Source organism: Vibrio sp. 661 (assembly GCF_033339315.1).
Lineage (GTDB): Bacteria > Pseudomonadota > Gammaproteobacteria > Enterobacterales > Vibrionaceae > Vibrio > Vibrio alginolyticus.
Genome location: NZ_JAWOUJ010000004.1, coordinates 182,007 through 200,921, shown reverse-complemented (window position 1 = coordinate 200,921; position 18,915 = coordinate 182,007). Strand labels below are relative to the sequence as shown.

Genomic DNA, 18,915 nt, shown 5'->3' with positions numbered 1-18,915 from the left:
ATAATCTTAAGACTCTTTCGCTTCCTGAGGAAGTTCATCTTCGTCTTCCAGTTTCTCTGGCAGAAGTAGATTTAAAATGATCGCTGTGATGCCACCTGCTGCAACACCAGTTGAGAAAATACTCTTAATAAATTCTGGCATAAATTGCAGGATCTCTGGTTTTTGTGCGATACCAAGTCCCATTGAGAAGGATAAGGCCATGATCAGAATTGCGCGGCGATCGAGCTCAACACGAGAGATAATACGCACACCAGCGGCAGCAATCGTACCAAACATGACAATCGTTGCGCCGCCAAGTACTGGCTCAGGAATCAGCTGAACAAAGCTAGCGACGCCAGGAAACAAGCCAAGAATCACTAACATGCCAGAAATAAAGTAACCCACGTAGCGGCTCGCGACTCCTGTTAGCATGATGATGCCGTTATTCTGGCTAAACGTTGAGTTCGGGAAGCTGTTGAAAACGGCTGCGATTGCAGAGTTTAAGCCGTCTGCTAACACACCGCCCTTAATGCGTTTCATGTACACTGGGCCTTTTACTGGCTCACCAGACACTTCAGATGTTGCGGTAATATCACCGATGGCTTCTAGTGCGGTAATAAAGAAAATCAGTACCAGCGGAATGAACAGAGACCAGTCAAACGATAAGCCATATTGCATTGGTACGGGCAGTGCTACGATCTCGGTTGCGCCTAGCTGAGAAGTATCTACCATCCCCATAAAATACGCCATGATGTAGCCCACTAGCATCGCAATCACGATTGAAGCCACACGGATGTATGGGTTTTTCGAGCGGTTTAAAATCACAATTAATCCAAGTACCGTCCCAGCCAGAGCAAGTTTGTCTAAGCTGCCGAAGGTTCCTTCATTTAATGCTGCGTAGCCACCGCCCATTGATACTAAGCCGACTTGAATCAGTGTGAGACCGATAAGAGTGACGACGATGCCTGAAACAAGCGGAGTGATGATTCGGCGGGCATGCTCCAACACGCGAGATAGAAAAATTTCTGCAAATGATGCGACTAAAATCGTACCAAAAATGGCAGCCATCATGGTACTGATGTCTGCTCCACCGGCTTTCAGCGATAGGCCTGCACCAATAATAGGACCTAAAAAGTTAAAGCTGGTGCCTTGAACAGAGAGCAAACCAGAGCCAATTGGGCCAACGGTGCGAATTTGAATAAACGAAGACACGCCTGACGCAAACAAAGACATGCTGATGATGGTATTCGTTTGGTCTGCTGGTACACCCAAAGACTGACAGATGATCAGTGACGGAGTGATAACCGCGACGAACATCGCCAATAAGTGCTGAAGTGCGGCAAAAATGGTTTGAGGCAAAGGTGGTCGATCGTTGAGTTGATAGACCAGTTCCGAAGATCGGTTTGAAGTTGTCATTGTTTGTCTCGCTAGTCGCAATATTTCCCTAGTTCTCGCTGAATGGGAGAGCAGGGTGGAGTTGACGTCGTTACCTGTGATTGCTGTTAATCAGAGTCAACTCAGGTTGGTGGAGTGTGATCTAACACACTTAAAAATTTGTGCGCGATTATAGAGAGATTTTCTCAAAAAGCAAACGTTTGCTTTTGGCGTATTAAAAAACGAGCCATTTGGCTCGCTTTCAATCATTACGCTTTGGAGTAAATATCCCGCTCACCCAACCAGCGATCGATAATCGCTGTTGCGTTAGTCGGGTAATTGTCATGAATATGACGCGCAATACGCTGAACTTCGGGAATCAGGCGTTGATCTCGAACTAAGTCTGCGATTTTGAAATCAGCAAGACCTGTCTGCTTTGTACCCAATAGTTCTCCAGGGCCGCGAATTTCTAGGTCTTTCTGCGCAATGACGAAGCCATCGTTACTTTCACGTAGTACTCCGAGACGTTTTTGCGCGGTTTTTGACAGCGGAGAGTGGTACAGCAGCACACAATGGCTAGCAACGGAACCTCGGCCCACGCGACCTCTTAACTGGTGTAATTGTGCCAAACCAAGACGTTCAGGGTTTTCTATGATCATCAAGCTAGAGTTTGGCACATCCACACCAACTTCAATCACTGTCGTTGCGACCAGCAAATGCAGTTTATTGTCTTTGAAATCTTGCATCACCGCTTGTTTCTCTGCCGGCTTCATTCGTCCGTGTACTAGACCAATTTTTACGTCCGGTAGCTTACGTTGAAGCTCTTCTGCGGTATCTGCCGCGGCTTGCGCTTCTAATACTTCCGACTCATCAATCAGGGTACACACCCAATATGCCTGCTTGCCTTCGTTTAAGCAGGCATTTCGGACACGTTCGACGATATCATTGCGTTTGGTATCTGGAATCGCGACAGTCTGGATTGGTGTTCGACCTGGCGGTAACTCATCAATCACCGACGTTTCTAAGTCAGCATAAGCAGTCATGGCTAACGTTCGCGGAATCGGCGTTGCTGTCATGATGAGCTGATGTGGATAGGCGCCTTGTTTTGCGCCTTTTTCACGCAATTCTAATCGCTGATGGACACCGAAGCGGTGCTGTTCATCAATGATGACCAAAGCAAGGTGATGAAATTCAACGTGCTCTTGGAATAGCGCGTGAGTACCCACTACCATTTGCGCTTCACCACTGGCAATACGAGCCAGCTCGGCTTCCTTTGCCTTACCTTTGAGTTTGCCCGCTAACCAACCGACTTGAATGCCCATTGTTTCAAACCAGTTTGCGAAGTTGATAGCGTGTTGCTCGGCCAATAGTTCGGTTGGCGCCATGAGTGCCACCTGATGGCCATGCTCAATGGCTCTAACAGCGGCCAAAGCGGCAACCAATGTTTTCCCCGAACCAACATCGCCTTGCACTAATCGCATCATTGGGTGCGGTTTTTCTAGATCGGCTTCAATCTCTTGTACTACTCGGGTTTGAGCGTTTGTAGGAGAGAAAGGCAGTTGGGCTAAAAGCTGCGTTTTTAGTTTATGACAAGGACCGAGAGGTAGCGCTGAATCCTTCTGACCTTTGCTACGCACCGCCAGCATCGATAAGTTTTGTGCGAGCAATTCTTCCATGATCAAGCGGATTTGGGCAGGATGTTTGCCTTCGTCAAACTCATCTAAATTAATGGTTGGTGGTGGGCGATGAATGGTGTGCAGCGCTTGCGACATCGTGATTTGATGGTCATACAACCCAGCTGGAAGTAATTCCTGCACTGCGGTTTTATCAAGCAGGGCTAAAGCTTGTTCGGTAAGGTTGCGCAATGTGATTTGACGTAAACCATCGGTGGTGGGATAAACAGGGGTTAAGCTCTGTTCTACATCGGGCTTTTGCTCGCTGACGTAAAACTTGTAGTCAGGGTGAACAATTTCCAAACCCATGCCACCGCGCTTAATTTCACCGTAAGCATGTACTAACTTACCTTGCGTGAAATTGTTCTTCATGGCTGCGGTAAAGTTGAAAAAGCGCAGCGTGATAGTGCCATTACCGTCGCTGATTTTTACCGTTAGCATTTTGCGCTTACCGAAGATGGTGTCGACTGCCATGACCTTACCTTGCACGGCCGCCCAAAGGCCAGCATGCAGTTTGGCAATAGGGTAAATACGAGTACGATCTTCGTAGCGTAACGGAAGGTGAAACAGCAAATCTTGAACGCTATGTAAGCCAACTTTGGCGAGTTTTTCTGCGACTTTCGCGCCAACTCCAGAAAGGGAGGTTAATGGGACGGCAGATAACATTTGGGCGGGCATAGAGGGCTCAAGAAAATGGTTAACATAGCAGTATGTTAACCATGGAGCTGTGTTTTTGTACAGGAAAAAATAGTCATGCTTTAGTTAGTGTCATGATTTGACTGATAACCTATCATTCCGAGGAGCTTTAGCGACATCACGATTCTATTTCCAACAAGTATGTCGCTGAAGTTAACACTATCAGCATCTGTATATTTGAGAATTAGATCCTGAACCACGCTCCTTCGCCGCCGTTCAGGATGACGAAAGTCTGTTACTTGCTTTGCATCTCTTGCCACCACGCGTCATCGGCGATGATTTGACCTTCTTCATCGAGTGGTGGGTAAACGAGCCCTTTTCGTTTCGCGACCTTTGCCAGCACTGGGTGACCACGTTCAAAGAGAATACGGTTGATTGTCTCTTTAGGCAGAGCGCTTTCTTCTCGGTCGTACATGCCTGCGGCTTCACGTTGACGTTGCGCTTCATACAAAATTACGGCACTGGCAACCGATACGTTTAGTGACTGCACCATGCCCACCATCGGGATAATAATGTCTTGATCGGCAAGCTGTTTGGCTTGCTCCGAAGCGCCAACCTTTTCGCTGCCTAAAATGATTGCCGTTGGTTTGGTGTAGTCGATTTCGCGAAAATCGACGGCGGTGTCCGAAAGATTGGTCACCAAAACCTGCATACCTTGCGCTTTGAGTTCGGTAATCGCAGTTTCAATCGAATCGTGAGTATCCACTTCAACCCAGTTACGCGCGCCAGCTGAGGTATGGCTCAGCGTACGCATTTTGTCTGGCCAAATTGCGTGAACTTTGTGTAAGCCTGTCGCGTCAGCGGTGCGGATCACAGCAGAGACGTTGTTTGGCTTATGTACTTCTTCGAGACAAAGTGTCAGATCAGTTTGGCGAGTTTTTAGGACTTGGTGAATACGGTTGTAACGTTCTAGGTTCATATTTATTGAGGTATAAAAAATCGCCACCTAACAGAGTAGGTGGCGATAGAGGTTAGTTCTTTCTGCGTCTGACTCGGGTTGCTTGAGGCATTGCCTTAATCTTACGCATGATACCAGCAAGGTGGACACGATCTTTCGTCGTCAACAGCACAGTCACAGTGTATAGACGACCATCACGTTCTTCCGTTGAAAGGCCATGAATGTTTGATCCTGTTTTCGAGATCACGTTGGTCAGTTCTGCAAGAGCACCTTGGTTGTTAAGCATGTCGACTTTAAGTTCAGCAATGAACTCTTTATCGTAGTCTTCAGACCAAGCGACAGCCATATAACGGTCTGGCTCTTTCTGATAACCACGAACGTTCGGACATGTTTCTCGGTGAACAACCAAACCACGACCAGGCGATACGTGAGCAATAATGTGATCATCTGGGATAGGATGACAACAATTTGCAAACGTCAGCAATAAGCCTTCTGCGCCACGAATCGGAAGCTTCTTCTTCGAGTCCGTTGGGATTGAACTTGTTGTCGTGAGCTCTTCGGTGTCACCAAGGAGACGACGTGCGATCACAATGCTCATCAACTCACCCAATCCAATAGCAGCCAATAAATCATCGATGCTTTCTAGGCGAAGATCATTCAAGACTTCTTGGATATTTTCTGGATAAATTGAATCAATCGAGTGACGGCCAAGTGCGTGATTAAGTAGGCGACGACCTAAAGTAATCGACTCTTCACGACGCATCGTTTTCAGTACTTGTCGAATCTTAGTGCGGGCACGAGAAGTCACGACATAGTTCAGCCATGCCGCATTCGGACGCGCACCAGGGGCACTGATAATTTCCACTGTCTGACCGTTTTTCAATGCCTTACTCAATGGGTAAGGGTTACGATCAACACGAGCACCAACACAAGAGTTGCCTACATCGGTATGTACGGCATAGGCAAAGTCGACAGCCGTTGCGCCTAAAGGTAGTTCAACGATACGACCTTTTGGTGTGAAGACGTAAATCTCATCTGGGAAAAGATCGGATTTTACGTTTTCAATGAATTCGAATGAGTTACCCGCGCTTTGTTGTAGCTCTAACAGGCTTTGCATCCAACGCTGAGCTTTCACTTGCGCAGTGGTACCAGACTTGTCGCCTTTGTCTTTGTAAGACCAGTGTGCCGCGACACCTTTGTCCGCCATTTGATCCATATCTTCAGTACGGATCTGAACTTCAACAGGTACGCCGTGTGGGCCAACCATGGAAGTGTGTAGCGATTGATAGCCGTTCGCCTTTGGTACCGCGATGTAATCTTTCATGCGACCAGGACGTGGCTTATACAAGCTGTGTACTTGGCCTAAAACGCGATAACAAGTATCAGCGGTATCAACAACGACTCGGAACGCATAGATATCCATGATGGTGTGAAAGCGCTGTTCTTTGGTTTTCATCTTGTTATAGATAGAGAACAGGTTTTTCTCACGACCAACGACGCGAGCATTCAAGCCAAAATCTTGCAGACGGCCTTCTATTTCGCTGTGAATGCGTTGGATCATCTCTTTACGATTACCACGTGCGGCTTTAACCACTTCTTTCAGTACGCGGTAGCGGTTGGGATATAGCGCCTCAAAGCCCAACTCTTCGAGTTCGGTTTTGATATTGTGAATACCAAGACGATGAGCGAGGGGCGCGTAAATTTCTAACGTTTCACGAGCAATACGACGCTTTTTATCTGGTCGAAGCGCGCCAAGCGTACGCATGTTGTGCGTGCGGTCAGCCAGTTTGATCAGAATGACGCGGATATCTTGCACCATGGCCAGAACCATCTTACGAAAGTTCTCAGCCTGAGCCTCTTTCCTATCGCGGAATTTGAGTTTGTCCAGTTTAGATACACCATCAACCAATTCTGCGACAGTGTTGCCGAATTTCTCTTCGAGATCTTCTTTAGTTACATCACAGTCTTCAATGACGTCATGCAGCAAAGCAGCTTGGAGGGTTTCGATATCAAGGCGCATTTCGGCCAAGATACGAGCCACAGCGACAGGGTGGATGATGTATGGTTCACCGCTAGAGCGGGTTTGCCCTTCATGGGCATCTCTCGCTACCACATAAGATTGACGCAGAGCCTCAATCTGAGGCTCTGTTAGGTATTCTTGGGCAACGTCTTTGAGGCTATCGAATAGATACAAATTATAGGCCCGGGAGGTTGTTGAATTCTAAAGTCAGAATTAACGGTTGTGAGCGATGCTGCTTACTGCCGCTAGCTCTGCCGCTTCTTGCTCTTGCTGTTCTTGACGTTCACGAGCGTCTAGAACTTCTTTAGTAATTAAACCTTCTTCGATTTCGCGTAGAGCGATAACCGTTGGCTTATCGTTCTCTTCTGGCACTAGTGCATCTTTACCGCCAGTTTGCATTTGACGAGCGCGGCGAGCCGCAATCAGTACTAGGTCGAAACGGTTGCCAACTTTTTCAACAGCGTCTTGAACAGTTACGCGTGCCATGAGGACTCCAAATAGTTAACTAAAATTTTAGAATGACGAGAAAGTATACAACCTAACTACTTTATTTACTAGCAATTAGACAAGCCACCGTTTGTGGACTTTCTCAGGTAGTTTATTGTGTTTTTCGCACTGGGCAAAAAACGGGAAATTCTTTATGTTTTACAGCGTGACTTTTTTGAAGTTACTCTGCTAACAACGCGTCAAGCATACCTTTATATTTAGCAGCTTGCTTTTCTTCCTTCAATCTTTCAGCACGCAAGATAGCTTTAAAATCCATCAAAGCGGTATCAAAATCGTCGTTTACGATCACGTAGTCGTACTCGTTGTAATGAGAGATTTCCGACTTGGCTTCAGCCATACGCTTTGCGATCACTTCATCGCTATCTTGACCACGAGTGTTCAAGCGACGCTCTAACTCACCGTTTGATGGTGGCAGGATGAAGATGCTTTTGGCTTCTGGCATTTGTTCACGGATTTGGCGTGCGCCTTGCCAGTCGATATCTAGAAAAACGTCGATACCTTTATTTAGTGTTTCTTCAATCCATACACGAGATGTGCCGTAATAATTACCAAACACTTCTGCGTATTCTAGGAAGTCACCTTTAGCGATCAGGGCTTCAAACTCATCTTTCGCTACAAAATGGTAGTGGACACCATTTTCTTCACCAGGTCGCATGTTGCGCGTGGTGTGAGACACAGACACTTTCATTGCGTAGGTTGGGTTGCGTTCCAACATCGCTGAGATCAAGCTAGATTTACCTGCGCCGCTAGGTGCAGATACGATATAGAGAGTACCTTTGCCCATTGTACTGTTCCACTTTTGATTGGATTGATTGAGTGCCGAAGGAAAGTTCGACATTCTTATAACGATAGCACTGGCATTGAGAAATCAACCACCAAAGGGGTGGATATTGGTGATAATCCCGCCAGAAAAATGGAGGCGAAGAGTATCATGATCTCTATTTTGTTACCAGTTGATCTTTCTGTCTATGATCGTCTCAGATGAAATAGTTACTTACGCCAGAGTGTTCCTAAACAGCGAAGAAGGAGCGTGATACAGGACTTACCATCCGCGCACTCTGTTATTAAAACCATTTCTACAACCGTTTAGTGTGCTGATTTTAGGTTTAGAGTCCCGATTTGGCTTGCGTGAGTGACTCTGGTTAAAAATAGGGGTTAATAAAGATAAAACGGAAAAAAGGGGAAGCTTTCACTTCCCCAGGCGTGCGACTGACTCACACTTAATCTTCGAATTATCCTTGAGACTCTAGGAAATTTATCCAAGGGCTAACGGTTGACCTGAATTTTGGCGATTGAGCAGCGCCTTTCATCGCCTGCAAGGCCTTTTGTGGCTGCTTAAGCTCGAAATAGGCCATCCCGCGAATGTATTCAAGTTCTGCCTTTTGCTCTTTAGAGGCACTGGATGCCGCGCTTTCTACAAAACGAGTTGCTTCAGAATACTGCTTGTCTTGTATCATTAAGCGAGCAATCTGAATTTGCGTTTTAGCAGAAGGAGCGAGGTTATATGACTTTTTATAAGCGAGAATTGATTTATCTAGCTCTTTAGCTTGCTGCCAGAAGCTGGCTAGGCGGTCATAGTTTTCCTTCGTCTTTTCAATGTTTCCAGCTGCCATTTCCTTTTCAAGAGTTTTGGCTGCTTTATATGGAATACCTTGATAAGCCAAGAAGTTTACAAAGCGCAAATATTCCTTCTCTCCTTCTAGTTTCCCCATTTTGTAAACCATTTCTAGGGTGGCTAGAGAGTTGCGCTCTTGACCTAGCTCCATGTAGACACCAGAAAGTTGCATCCAGTAACGCTTTTTCTGAGGGTACTTTGAAGTCAGAGTTTTGAGTACACTGGCAACGCTTTTCAGCTGGCCTAACTCGTAGTGAGATGCAACGAGAATTAAGTACCAAGACTCACTTGGGCTCTTGCTCATCGCGATGGCTTTTTTGGTTGGCGGGATTGCATTTTTGTAATCTTCCAACTGAACATAAGCGCTCGCTAACGTGATATAAGCATGAGCTTGAGGCTTCTCTTTGGTTGTTTCTGCAACCTTGAACCATTCCTTCATCGTTTTTACAGACAACGTATACTTTTCTTCAGCTAGGTAAAGCTGAGCCAAGCTGTAGCGAACTTGTTGAGCAACCGGAACGGGAAGTGCGTCGAGCTGTAATGCTTCGGCAAAGTATTTTGCTGCTTGCACATAATTGTCTTGTAGCGAATACAAAAAGCCAGTCTGCTGAAGTAAAACTGCTCGGTCGTATTTTTTCGAACTTGTGCTTTCTAAAGCGCTTGCTAGTTTTTCTTTCGCTGCTGAATATTTTTCAGTTGCGATCAACTCTTGCACTTTGTTAACGGTTCGAAATGTCCGATCTGATAACTGAGGAGCTTCTTTTGCCATCGTAGGAGCGGCCATTGCCACTCCTGCGAAGAGAATTAAAGAAGCCACTTTGCTTTTCCATAAACTTTTCATCGTGACTCCTTAATTGGTTGAGAACTCTATTTCTTGCGATAGGCGCGAGCTAACAGGTTTCCCGTCAACCAATTTTGGTTTAAATGTCCATTTAGAGACTGTTTTTCTTGCCGCTCGACCGAGGCCTAAGCGTCGTGGTTGCTCTTTAAGAACTTTGATGTCCTCTACGGCACCACGTGCGTTTACAGTAAACTCTAATAAGACGACCCCTTTTTCTATTCCTGCTTTCGCAGCCTTCCTAGGCATTTGAGGTTGGAATGTCGCTAGAGGTGTTGGACCTCCGCTACCCGCGAGTTGCGCACCTCCACCCTGGCTATAATGTCCAAGCACCGAACCACCTGTAACATTAACGGGTAGGTCAAGCTTTGGCATATCCATTGGGGTCTGCTCCATCACCGGTTTTACTGTCGCTGTCACTTTCATTTCTGGCGGCGGCGGCGGACGCTTAGGCGGTGGTGGCTTTGGAAGTTCGCGTTTTTTCTCCTGTATTTTTTCGTCTGGTTTAATGCGAATAAACTCTACCATACGCAGGTCATCATTCGACACTAACTCGTGGCGCTCTTTGTTTACTAGCTTGTCCATCCCCCAGAACAACCCGAGGGAGACAATGAGCGCCAGTGCAATTGAGGCCAGATACCGCATAAGCTTAATCCTTATTGGTTGCGGCAATGGAGATGCTTTCTACACCTGCCATTTTGATCTGGTCCATAACCTTCACTACTACGCCAGCATTTGCTTCTGTGTCGGCTTGGATAACAACTGCGCCATCAGGGCTTTCTGCACGAAGACGTTCAATATTCGCGCGAACCGCGTCCACTTCGATGCGGCGTTTATCAACCCAAACATCACCCGCCGCACCAACTGCGACCATGATGTTACCTTTTTTCACGGTTTGCGCAGAGCTTGCCGTCGGGCGGTTTACTTCTAGACCAGCTTCTTTTACGAACGATGTTGTTACGATAAAGAAGATCAACATGATGAATACGATGTCGAGCATCGGTGTCATATCGATAGCGGTTTCATCACTGCTATCACTGCTATAGCGTCTTTTCATGACCTATACCTCTAATTCCATTTACTCAGGCAATATGCTTTAGCTTATCTTCCAGCTTTTGCGTTGTGACTTTGGCTAAATGATCAAGACGTGAACTAAAGAACAGTCCTGATAGAGAAGCCACCATCCCGGCTAAAGTTGGGATTGTTGCCTTTGAGATCCCCGAGGCCATTGCTCGAGGGCTTCCTGTTCCTGTTACCGCTAAGATGTCGAATACTTGGATCATGCCAACAACGGTGCCGAGCAAACCCAGTAAGGGACAAAGCGCAATCAATACTTTCACGATTGGCAGGCCCTTTTTATTCTCAATGTCCTGACGAGAAACAATTTCTTGTCGGATCATCTTAGCGTTCCAGCTCTGGTGCTCTGATCGCCCCTGCCATGAGCCAACGGCTTTTTTCATGGCTTTTGGAGCGACGGCAGCAAAATAGAACCAACGTTCTAACAATACTGCCCAAAGCATAAAGCTGAGGATGAAGATGGCGACGAGTACATCGCCACCCATTCCCAAGAAGCGCCTAATTGATTCAAGTTCTCCAACTAACCACCACATAACGCCTCCTTAGCTTTCGGCTTTATGTAGTTTTTCCTGATAGCGAGCGATGAAGCCTGCACTCTGTTCTTCAAGAGTTTGAACCAAACGACGACCTTTACTGTGTACGATGGTGTACAGGAACAGTAGAGGAATTGCGACAACCAGACCAAGCATCGTAGTAACAAGTGCTTCAGAGATACCGCCAGCCATTAGCTTAGGATCACCTGTACCAAATAGTGTGATTGCTTGGAACGTACCGATCATACCCATAACCGTACCCAGTAGACCTAGAAGTGGTGCTACAGAAGCGAACAGTTTGATTGAGCTGATAAAGCGTTCAATGCTCGGTGCGTTACGTAGGATGATTTCGTCCAGTTTCGCTTCAAGATCTTCAAGGTTGTCACCTTTGTGTTCTTGGTAAGCTTGGATAACTTCACCCAGAGGGTTACCAGGAATCACGGTTTCTGATTTCGCTTGCTTACGCATTTTACCGCCAATCACTTGAAGGCGTAGGAAGCAAACTAGAGCAATGATAGCGCCAACTGCACCCATACCAAGGATGACGTAACCTACAATGCCACCTTGATCAATACGTTCTTGAACGGTAGGGCTTTGTACAAGTAGAGACAGAATTACACCACGGGATGGGTCAATGAACAGTGGCTCATAGCTGTTTGACGCTGACTCAAAGCCTGCAACATGACGTGTAATATTGGTGCGAGGCTGTCGAGAGAGTTCTTCGAACTTACCTGTTTGAGGTACATAAGTAACGTACTTACCATCGGCAATCGCGTTAAATTCACCGACAAGAGTAACATCGCGAACCGCTTCTTTACCTTCGCCATAAACAACCGTTGCTTGGGTTGTTGCTGTCTCGCCTGAGGCAACCACTTGTTGAAGAATGGTATGCCAGAATGCTTCTAGCTCTTGTGTTGATGGCAGTTCTTTGCTTTCAGCCAGTTTCGTTAGTAGAGCGTCACGCTCTGGGAACTGAACAGCGTTTTGAGAGGCAGCAAATAAGCCCTTAAACTCGCCCGCATATTGGCGGACCACACCAAACATTTCGCCCAAAGTACCAGAGCGAACACGTAAGGTTTCTGTTAGTTCAGTCAGCTGCTTATCGTTTTCATCAAATGTCGCTTTAAGTTGATCGCCCAGTGCTTGCTGTGAAGCTAGCTCTTCACGAGCCTGTTGCAATAATGCCGCTTGCTTATCTCGGTTGTTCTTGAACTCAGCTTCACGGGCTTTGTTCTCTTTTGACTCAACGATGCTTTCTGATTTTACGTTTTTGAGTAGTTCAGATAGGTTTTTAGGCGTTTCTGCTTGTACGCCTGAAACCATAAATAAGCTCGCTAGTAGACCAGCGGCTAGAGTTTTGAATCCTTTCATCTCTTATTCCTCCCCAGCATATACAGGCAATTTGATTAGCGCTGGTGGCGCTTGCTTCTTCGCGATACGAAGGCCTTGCTGTACCGCTATGCGGTAGCTTTCCGGTAATGTTTCCCATTGACGTGTTTGTTGGTTCCACATACCTGTCTCACCACCGTCTGGAGATTGGAATAAAAGCGCCGTGCGACCAATACGTAGGAAGTCGTAAGTCACGGTTTCCCCATTTCTATCTAGGCTAGCTTTGTAAGATTCAATTGAGCGAGAGAAGCCTTCTTCAATTTGGTAGGCTTCCATCACTTTACGGAATTTCTCAGAAGTCGTTACGTCGGCGCGATCCATGAGACGACGCAGTTCTTGGACACGTTTATTACGTTCTTTTTTCTGGAAAGGCAGATCGAGAGTCACAAACTCATCGAGTGCATCGATCATTTTAAGTGTTAGTGGCACTACTTCTGTTGCCGTTTGATCGATCTGAGCTATTTGGTTATTTAATGAGTCCAATTCACCTTGCTGTGATTGAACCATACGATTAATTTGCTCGTTGTAGACTTTCATGCTGTCGATTTGACGTAGTAAGCCTTTGTATTCTGCCAACATGCCTTCAGTACTTTCGGCATAATTGTCGATTTTTTGTTGCGAAGCTTCTGAAGATTGATTTGCTTTTGCTTGTGTGGAAACGACAGCACCAGAGTTGGCCGCTATAGAGCTACTACTGATAGTAAGCAATGCTGCAGCTATGGCACTGAGACCAAATTCCTTGAATTTCATGGTTGCATCCTTGTCAGTGTTTTAGTCAGTCGAAAAGGGCGCGGAAAACCCGCGCCAAATATTTTTTAGAAGTCGTATGATGCCTCGACGTATAGCTGACGTCCGATTGGATCGTCATACCCAGTTGCATAGAATGGAGAGGTATCGCTTAGAGGATCTGCAGGCGGTACTTTGTCAAACATGTTGATAGCACCAAGAGTTACACGACCACTCTCGTTGAATTGGTAAGAAGCCGTTAGGTTCCACGTTGTCATACTAGCGATTTCTGCTTTGTAACCCGCTTTTTTAGCAGAATCACAGTCATCAAAGTAGTAACGGTTTGCGTAGCTTGAACACATACGGTCGCGGTATTTACCAAATAGGTTGATAGCGACATCTTCATATGCCCAGCCAAGATTTAACGTTGCGGTGTATTCAGGCATGAAATCTCTTTCATCCGTTACAGGCTCGCTGTCGTTTTCTTGATATTCAGCAATCAAGATCTTCGTTACAGCAACACGCGTGTTAAATGAACCGAACTCATTAGTGTCGTATGCGTATTTGATCGCTAGGTCAATACCAGAACGCTCTTCATACGACTGGTTCACTGGACCATAGGATACCGACTTGATGGTGCCATCTGGGTTACGAACGACTTCAGTACCTGGGTATTTACCTGGATCGTTAATTACGTCTTGGTAAGTTGGTGCTGTTACGACGTCTTCCATCTTGATGTGGTACCAGTCAACAGTTACACCAAGATCATCCACAGGCTCCCACGCTAGGCCCAAGTTAATGTTTGTACTTGTTTCTTCTTTCAGCTCAGAGTTAGGGCCATTAAGCGTATCGAAGTACTGAGTATCACACTCTGGGTACTTGTCTTTATCTTGTGGGCCGCTACCACCAGCGTTGGCACAAAGCACAGGGTCAAAACCAGAACCAAAGCCTCGAGTTTGATCACCAAATAGTCGCTTCAAGTCTGGAGCTCGGAAGCCTAGACCGTAGCTACCACGTAGCAATAGGGTGTCAGTAGGACGGTATGCTAGGGCTACTTTAGGAGTGAATGCGCCGCCAGTTGCCGAGTCGTCGAAGTAGTGGTCGTAACGACCAGCGACAGTCATTTCTAAATCTTCAATGATAGGAATAAGAGCTTCAACACCAAGACCAATCTGATCGCGGTCACCGCCGCCTGATGTTCCACCTAGACCAGAGAAACCACCAGCTGCTGTTGTCGCATCAATCGTCTCATTGTAGTCAGTACGGTTCCATTCACCATAAACAGCAAAGCCAGACATACCTGCAGGAAGTTCAACCAAATCACCAGCCAGTGAGCCGTTAACAGAGTAAAGCTTTGAGTAAGCTTCTTTGCTTGAAGTGCCGCTGTATTTGTCTACAACGTCTTGAGAGATAGGCCCTAGAAGATCGACATCACCATTTTGTACAGCTTGGTCGAGAGTTAGGAAGATTGCTGGGTTGCTTGTTTCAACGCTTTGCTCAGAGTAACCAGCGGAGAGGTCCCAATCATACGTATCAGCAAGCAGGCCGTTCAAGCCTAAGGTTAAGCCAAAAGAATCGGCTTCAGTGTTACTTTCGCGTGGTCCAAATTCGACCATACGGCGAGTGTATTCGCCTTCGCCGCGGAAGTGAGTGGCATCAACTTCTACGCTGTAAGGGTTAGGTTCGAATTCAGATTCTGTAGACTTGTAGCCAAAACGGGCTTCTGCCATGGCAGTGACATTGTCGTTAATGTCCATTTCACCACGTAAAAGTAGGTCTACTTGTTTGTTTTCTGGTTTTAATGTTCGGTACGCAGAGCGGTTAACACCACACTTTCCATCCGCTCGTTCAATCGCGGCATCACCAACGACTTCTTTACATGAAGAACCTGCATCAGCTGGTGTTAGAAGTGTTCCGTTGGCGCCTTCAAAGTTTGCACCGTAGCTAGAGTAGCCACTTAGCTGAGAACGGCTAGAACCGTCATCGCCAGCCCAATCATCTCGGTCAGATTGCTTTAGCATTTCGTTGCCCGCAAATTGGCCAACGAAGAGAATACGTTTGTCGTCAAAGTTTTTGCCAGCTACAACGTCTAAACGACCATTTTGGTAACCACCATCCGTCGCGTCACCCGCGCGTACTTTTACAGAAACGCCATCAAAGTCTTTCTTTAAAATGAAGTTTACGACACCACCGATTGCGTCGGAGCCGTAGATAGCAGAACCTGAGTCGGTCATTACTTCAACACGCTCAATAGCGGCGACAGGGATTTGGCCGATATCTTGGAAGTTAGATGTACCATCTTGTGCTAGCGGGTATTGAGGAAGACGACGGCCATCAATAAGAATCAATGTGCGTGACGCGCCAAGGCCACGTAAGTTGACTGACTGCGCTGCTGGTGTAAACGAGAAAGAGTCTGTTTGAGCCATTACACCACCTGTGTTTTGGGTCAAACTGTTCAATACGTCTTGCGCGCTGTTAAAGCCTTTAGACTCAATGTCTTTACTATTAATAACAGTAACTGGTGAAGGACCTTCCATATCCGTCGTGGAGATACGCGAACCAGTAACTTTCATCTTTTGAAGTTTTTCAACTTGCTGCTCTTCTGCCAGTGCTGTTGCTGGGGCTGCAACTGCTGCTGTCCCCAAAGCAAGGCTTATCGCAACAGATAAAGCGGTTGTGTTTTTATACATCCTTGTTGCTCCGATTATTATTATTTCCTATGTCTGGCCGCATAGCGGCCAAATGTGACGTTAATATTTCGTTAACGTTCGGCCAATGTATAACCGAGATGAAAAAAGGAAGTCAAACCAGTGGTAAACGGGGATGCTTAAATGTAAAAAAGATGTAAATAACCAGGCTTTGTTTAAAAGGCGGAATAAAAAACCGAATAAGGTTTATGCATCGAGATTAAATTTCAATAAAACACCGTATTTTGTGTTTCTTATAAACTTTAATGACTTATCTTGCCTATGGTTTTTTAGTGGGTAATTGAATCTGGAAAAAGATATTTTTCCAGTGAATTGTTCTGAGATGAGTTTTATATCGAATCCATACTTTGTTAGCTCGAACTTATTAGGTGGTATCAAAATATGATACCCATTGCTGTTAAAGGGCTCACTCGTATTTTTAGGTCAAATATAACCTTGGATTATGTGTCTATTTATGTGTGTAGGGTGCATTTTTATGTAGGGTTTTGGCTCTAAACAGCCTAGATTGATATTCTGTATGAATTATTTTTGTGGTTTTTTATAATTTTTTACAAAAACATTTCTGTTTTTCGACATCGAAGGAAGTTTGTCATGTTTTGGTTTCAAACACTTGAAGCTGATGTGGATTCAAGATAAATATGACGCTGAAATTATTGCAGTAGTAGAAAAGTCTAGCTCTTGAGGCGCAGGGAGTGTGCTTCAACAGTTTTAGTTACTACGAGATAAATATGCACCATTTTGGGCGGAAAATATCCTCTTTCACTCCGTTTGAACTGGACAGTAGACAAGGAGCAAGTTGTATATGCTGTCGTACTTTTTACGCCGTTTGGCGTTGGTTATCCCAACGTTTCTCGGGATAACTATTCTCATCTTTGCTATCACTCGTTTCGTGCCTGGCGGACCTGTTGAACGCATGTTGTCACAAATGCAGTCTCAGGGGGACGGCGCCGCATCAATGACGTCTGCGGGTGGTAATACGGCCCTTTCTGACGATCAAATCGCGGAGCTGAATGCGTTTTATGGCCTGGATAAACCTGTAACGGAAGCGTACGTCGAGTGGTTAAGTCGTTTGGTAATGCTAGATCTTGGCGAGTCGACGCGTTACTACGAGCCTGTCTCGGATATGATCGCAGAGCGTTTGCCAGTGTCGTTGTTTTATGGCGGCATGACCTTCTTTATTAGTTATTTTATCTCGATTCCTCTTGGTTACTATAAGGCGCTCAAGCACGGTTCTGTGTTTGATTCCGCCTCTTCAGTACTCATTTTCGTAGGCTACGCGCTACCAGGTTATGTGGTGGGTGTATTGCTGATCACGTTATTTAGTTATCACTTGGAATGGTTTCCGATGGGAGGCTTTGTCGGCGATGACTTCGACGATTACGAAACCTTCTTTGAACGCGCTAAAGACATTATGTGGCATGCGGTGTTGCCTTTGATCTGTTACCTCATTGGTGATTTTGCCACGCTGACGATGACAATGAAAAATAACCTGATGGAAAACCTTTCCTCAGATTACATCCGCACCGCAATTGCGAAAGGATTACCTTTCAAAAAAGCAGTTCGTAAGCACGCGTTGCGTAACAGCTTAATTCCGATCGCGAGTCACTTTGGTAACTCTTTGTTGTTCTTCATGACCGGTGCCTTCCTGATTGAAGTTATCTTCAATATTGATGGCATTGGCTTATTGGGTTACGAATCAATCATGGAGCGTGATTACCCTGTTGTTATGGGTATTGTCGCCATTAATGCGTTGTTACTGCTCATTGGTAACATCATTTCAGATATTTGTGTTGCTTTAGTCGACCCACGTGTGAAGTTTGGAGCGTAACATGATTAAAGTTAGTCCATTAACTCAAAAGAAAATTCGTCACTTTAAAGAGATCAAACGAGGCTATTGGTCGTTTGTTGCTCTTTCTATCATGTTGATCCTTTCTCTATTCGCCGAACTTTTGATCAACAGTAAAGCGCTAGTCGTCAAGTACGATGGTAGCTACTATTTTCCTGTTGTCAGTGACGTACGTTTAGGTAGCGAATTCGGCCAAGAGTCTTCCAGTGAAGCCGATTATCGTGTACTGCAAAAAGCGTTTGAGGCTGAAGGGGGCGACAACTTTGTTATTTTGCCGCTTGTGCCGTGGAACCCATACGAACAAGATTTTAGTGGTGATTTCCCGCCAACAGCGCCTAGTGCCGAAAATAAGCATTATTTAGGTACAGATGTGATAGGTCGCGATATTTTGGCGCGACTCGTCTACGGATTCAGAACGGCGATGGGATTTGCGTTGCTTACGATGGCCATTTCCTACGCGATCGGTACTGCAGTCGGTTGTGCTATGGGTTTTTGGGGCGGTAAATTTGACTTGTTTGTACAGCGACTTATCGAAATCTGGTCAATGGTCCCGTTTTTGTACGTCATTATGATTCTTGTCTCAATCGTTCAGCCGACGTTCGCTCTCTTTGTCGCTATTAACGTGCTTTTCACTTGGATGGGGATGACATGGTACATGCGGACCATGACCTATAAAGAAGCGGCACGAGAATATGTAATGGCGGCTCGTGCTTTAGGGGCATCGACCGGACGTATCTTGTTTAATCACATCTTGCCAAATACGATGGTGATGATTGTAACCCTAGCGCCTTTCACTATTGCAGCTAACATCACAGCACTGACTGCTCTCGATTACCTAGGATTAGGCTTGATGCCACCAACGCCAAGTTGGGGTGAACTACTGCAACAAGGTAAGTCAAACTTAGATTCGCCATGGATTGTTGCGTCAGTAGTGACTTCTATTGTTCTGGTTCTGGTAATGGTGACCTTTATTGGTGAAGCCATTCGAGCGGCTTTCGACCCGAAAAAATTCACACGCTATGTTTAAGCGAGCATT

15 protein-coding genes are annotated in these 18,915 nt (G+C 45.9%); 2 read left to right on the top strand and 13 right to left on the bottom strand.

Features of this window, described 5'->3' with window-relative positions; translation table 11 throughout:
- Positions 1 to 6: 6 nt before the first annotated feature.
- The 13 genes from R7P69_RS11115 to R7P69_RS11055 all read right to left on the bottom strand — a co-directional run bounded on the left by R7P69_RS11115 (position 7) and on the right by R7P69_RS11055 (position 16,015).
- Positions 7 to 1,395, bottom strand: coding sequence for a uracil-xanthine permease family protein (locus tag R7P69_RS11115; RefSeq protein WP_025768313.1), 1,389 nt, complete (start codon positions 1,393 to 1,395; stop codon positions 7 to 9).
- Positions 1,396 to 1,622: 227 nt separating this feature from the next.
- Positions 1,623 to 3,704, bottom strand: a complete 2,082-nt coding sequence (gene recG, locus R7P69_RS11110) for an ATP-dependent DNA helicase RecG (protein WP_182038430.1) — start codon at positions 3,702 to 3,704, stop codon at positions 1,623 to 1,625.
- Positions 3,705 to 3,957: 253 nt separating this feature from the next.
- Complete coding sequence (gene trmH, locus R7P69_RS11105; RefSeq protein ID WP_017820702.1) at positions 3,958 to 4,641, bottom strand: tRNA (guanosine(18)-2'-O)-methyltransferase TrmH; 684 nt, start codon at positions 4,639 to 4,641, stop codon at positions 3,958 to 3,960.
- A 52-nt stretch (positions 4,642 to 4,693) separates the two neighbouring features.
- Entirely contained in the window at positions 4,694 to 6,814 is a 2,121-nt protein-coding gene (spoT, locus tag R7P69_RS11100; protein ID WP_005379340.1) for a bifunctional GTP diphosphokinase/guanosine-3',5'-bis pyrophosphate 3'-pyrophosphohydrolase, read from the bottom strand.
- A 39-nt stretch (positions 6,815 to 6,853) separates the two neighbouring features.
- Positions 6,854 to 7,126 (bottom strand): DNA-directed RNA polymerase subunit omega, encoded by a 273-nt coding sequence (rpoZ, locus tag R7P69_RS11095; RefSeq protein WP_005379346.1) that lies wholly within the window; start codon positions 7,124 to 7,126, stop codon positions 6,854 to 6,856.
- A 181-nt stretch (positions 7,127 to 7,307) separates the two neighbouring features.
- Entirely contained in the window at positions 7,308 to 7,931 is a 624-nt protein-coding gene (gene gmk / locus R7P69_RS11090; RefSeq protein ID WP_005379347.1) for a guanylate kinase, read from the bottom strand.
- Between the two features lie 448 nt (positions 7,932 to 8,379).
- Positions 8,380 to 9,603 (bottom strand): tetratricopeptide repeat protein, encoded by a 1,224-nt coding sequence (locus R7P69_RS11085; protein WP_005379348.1) that lies wholly within the window; start codon positions 9,601 to 9,603, stop codon positions 8,380 to 8,382.
- 9 nt (positions 9,604 to 9,612) lie between these two features.
- A complete protein-coding gene (locus R7P69_RS11080; RefSeq protein WP_005379353.1) occupies positions 9,613 to 10,245 on the bottom strand; it encodes an energy transducer TonB in 633 nt (210 codons plus the stop codon).
- 4 nt (positions 10,246 to 10,249) lie between these two features.
- Positions 10,250 to 10,657, bottom strand: a complete 408-nt coding sequence (locus R7P69_RS11075; protein WP_005379359.1) for an ExbD/TolR family protein — start codon at positions 10,655 to 10,657, stop codon at positions 10,250 to 10,252.
- A gap of 25 nt (positions 10,658 to 10,682) precedes the next feature.
- Positions 10,683 to 11,210, bottom strand: a complete 528-nt coding sequence (locus tag R7P69_RS11070; protein ID WP_005379363.1) for a MotA/TolQ/ExbB proton channel family protein — start codon at positions 11,208 to 11,210, stop codon at positions 10,683 to 10,685.
- 9 nt (positions 11,211 to 11,219) lie between these two features.
- Positions 11,220 to 12,581, bottom strand: a complete 1,362-nt coding sequence (locus R7P69_RS11065) for a MotA/TolQ/ExbB proton channel family protein (RefSeq protein ID WP_005384750.1) — start codon at positions 12,579 to 12,581, stop codon at positions 11,220 to 11,222.
- A gap of 3 nt (positions 12,582 to 12,584) precedes the next feature.
- The gene (locus R7P69_RS11060) at positions 12,585 to 13,349 is read right to left on the bottom strand and encodes a DUF3450 domain-containing protein (protein WP_005379365.1); all 765 of its coding nucleotides are present in this window, start codon (positions 13,347 to 13,349) and stop codon (positions 12,585 to 12,587) included.
- A 65-nt stretch (positions 13,350 to 13,414) separates the two neighbouring features.
- On the bottom strand, positions 13,415 to 16,015 hold the full coding sequence (locus tag R7P69_RS11055) for a TonB-dependent receptor plug domain-containing protein (protein WP_017634998.1): 2,601 nt from the start codon (positions 16,013 to 16,015) through the stop codon (positions 13,415 to 13,417).
- A gap of 820 nt (positions 16,016 to 16,835) precedes the next feature.
- Here R7P69_RS11055 and R7P69_RS11050 point away from each other — a divergent pair.
- A complete protein-coding gene (locus R7P69_RS11050) occupies positions 16,836 to 17,861 on the top strand; it encodes an ABC transporter permease subunit (protein ID WP_005384771.1) in 1,026 nt (341 codons plus the stop codon).
- Between the two features lies 1 nt (position 17,862).
- On the top strand, positions 17,863 to 18,906 hold the full coding sequence (locus R7P69_RS11045; protein WP_005379369.1) for an ABC transporter permease: 1,044 nt from the start codon (positions 17,863 to 17,865) through the stop codon (positions 18,904 to 18,906).
- Positions 18,907 to 18,915 lie beyond the last annotated feature (9 nt).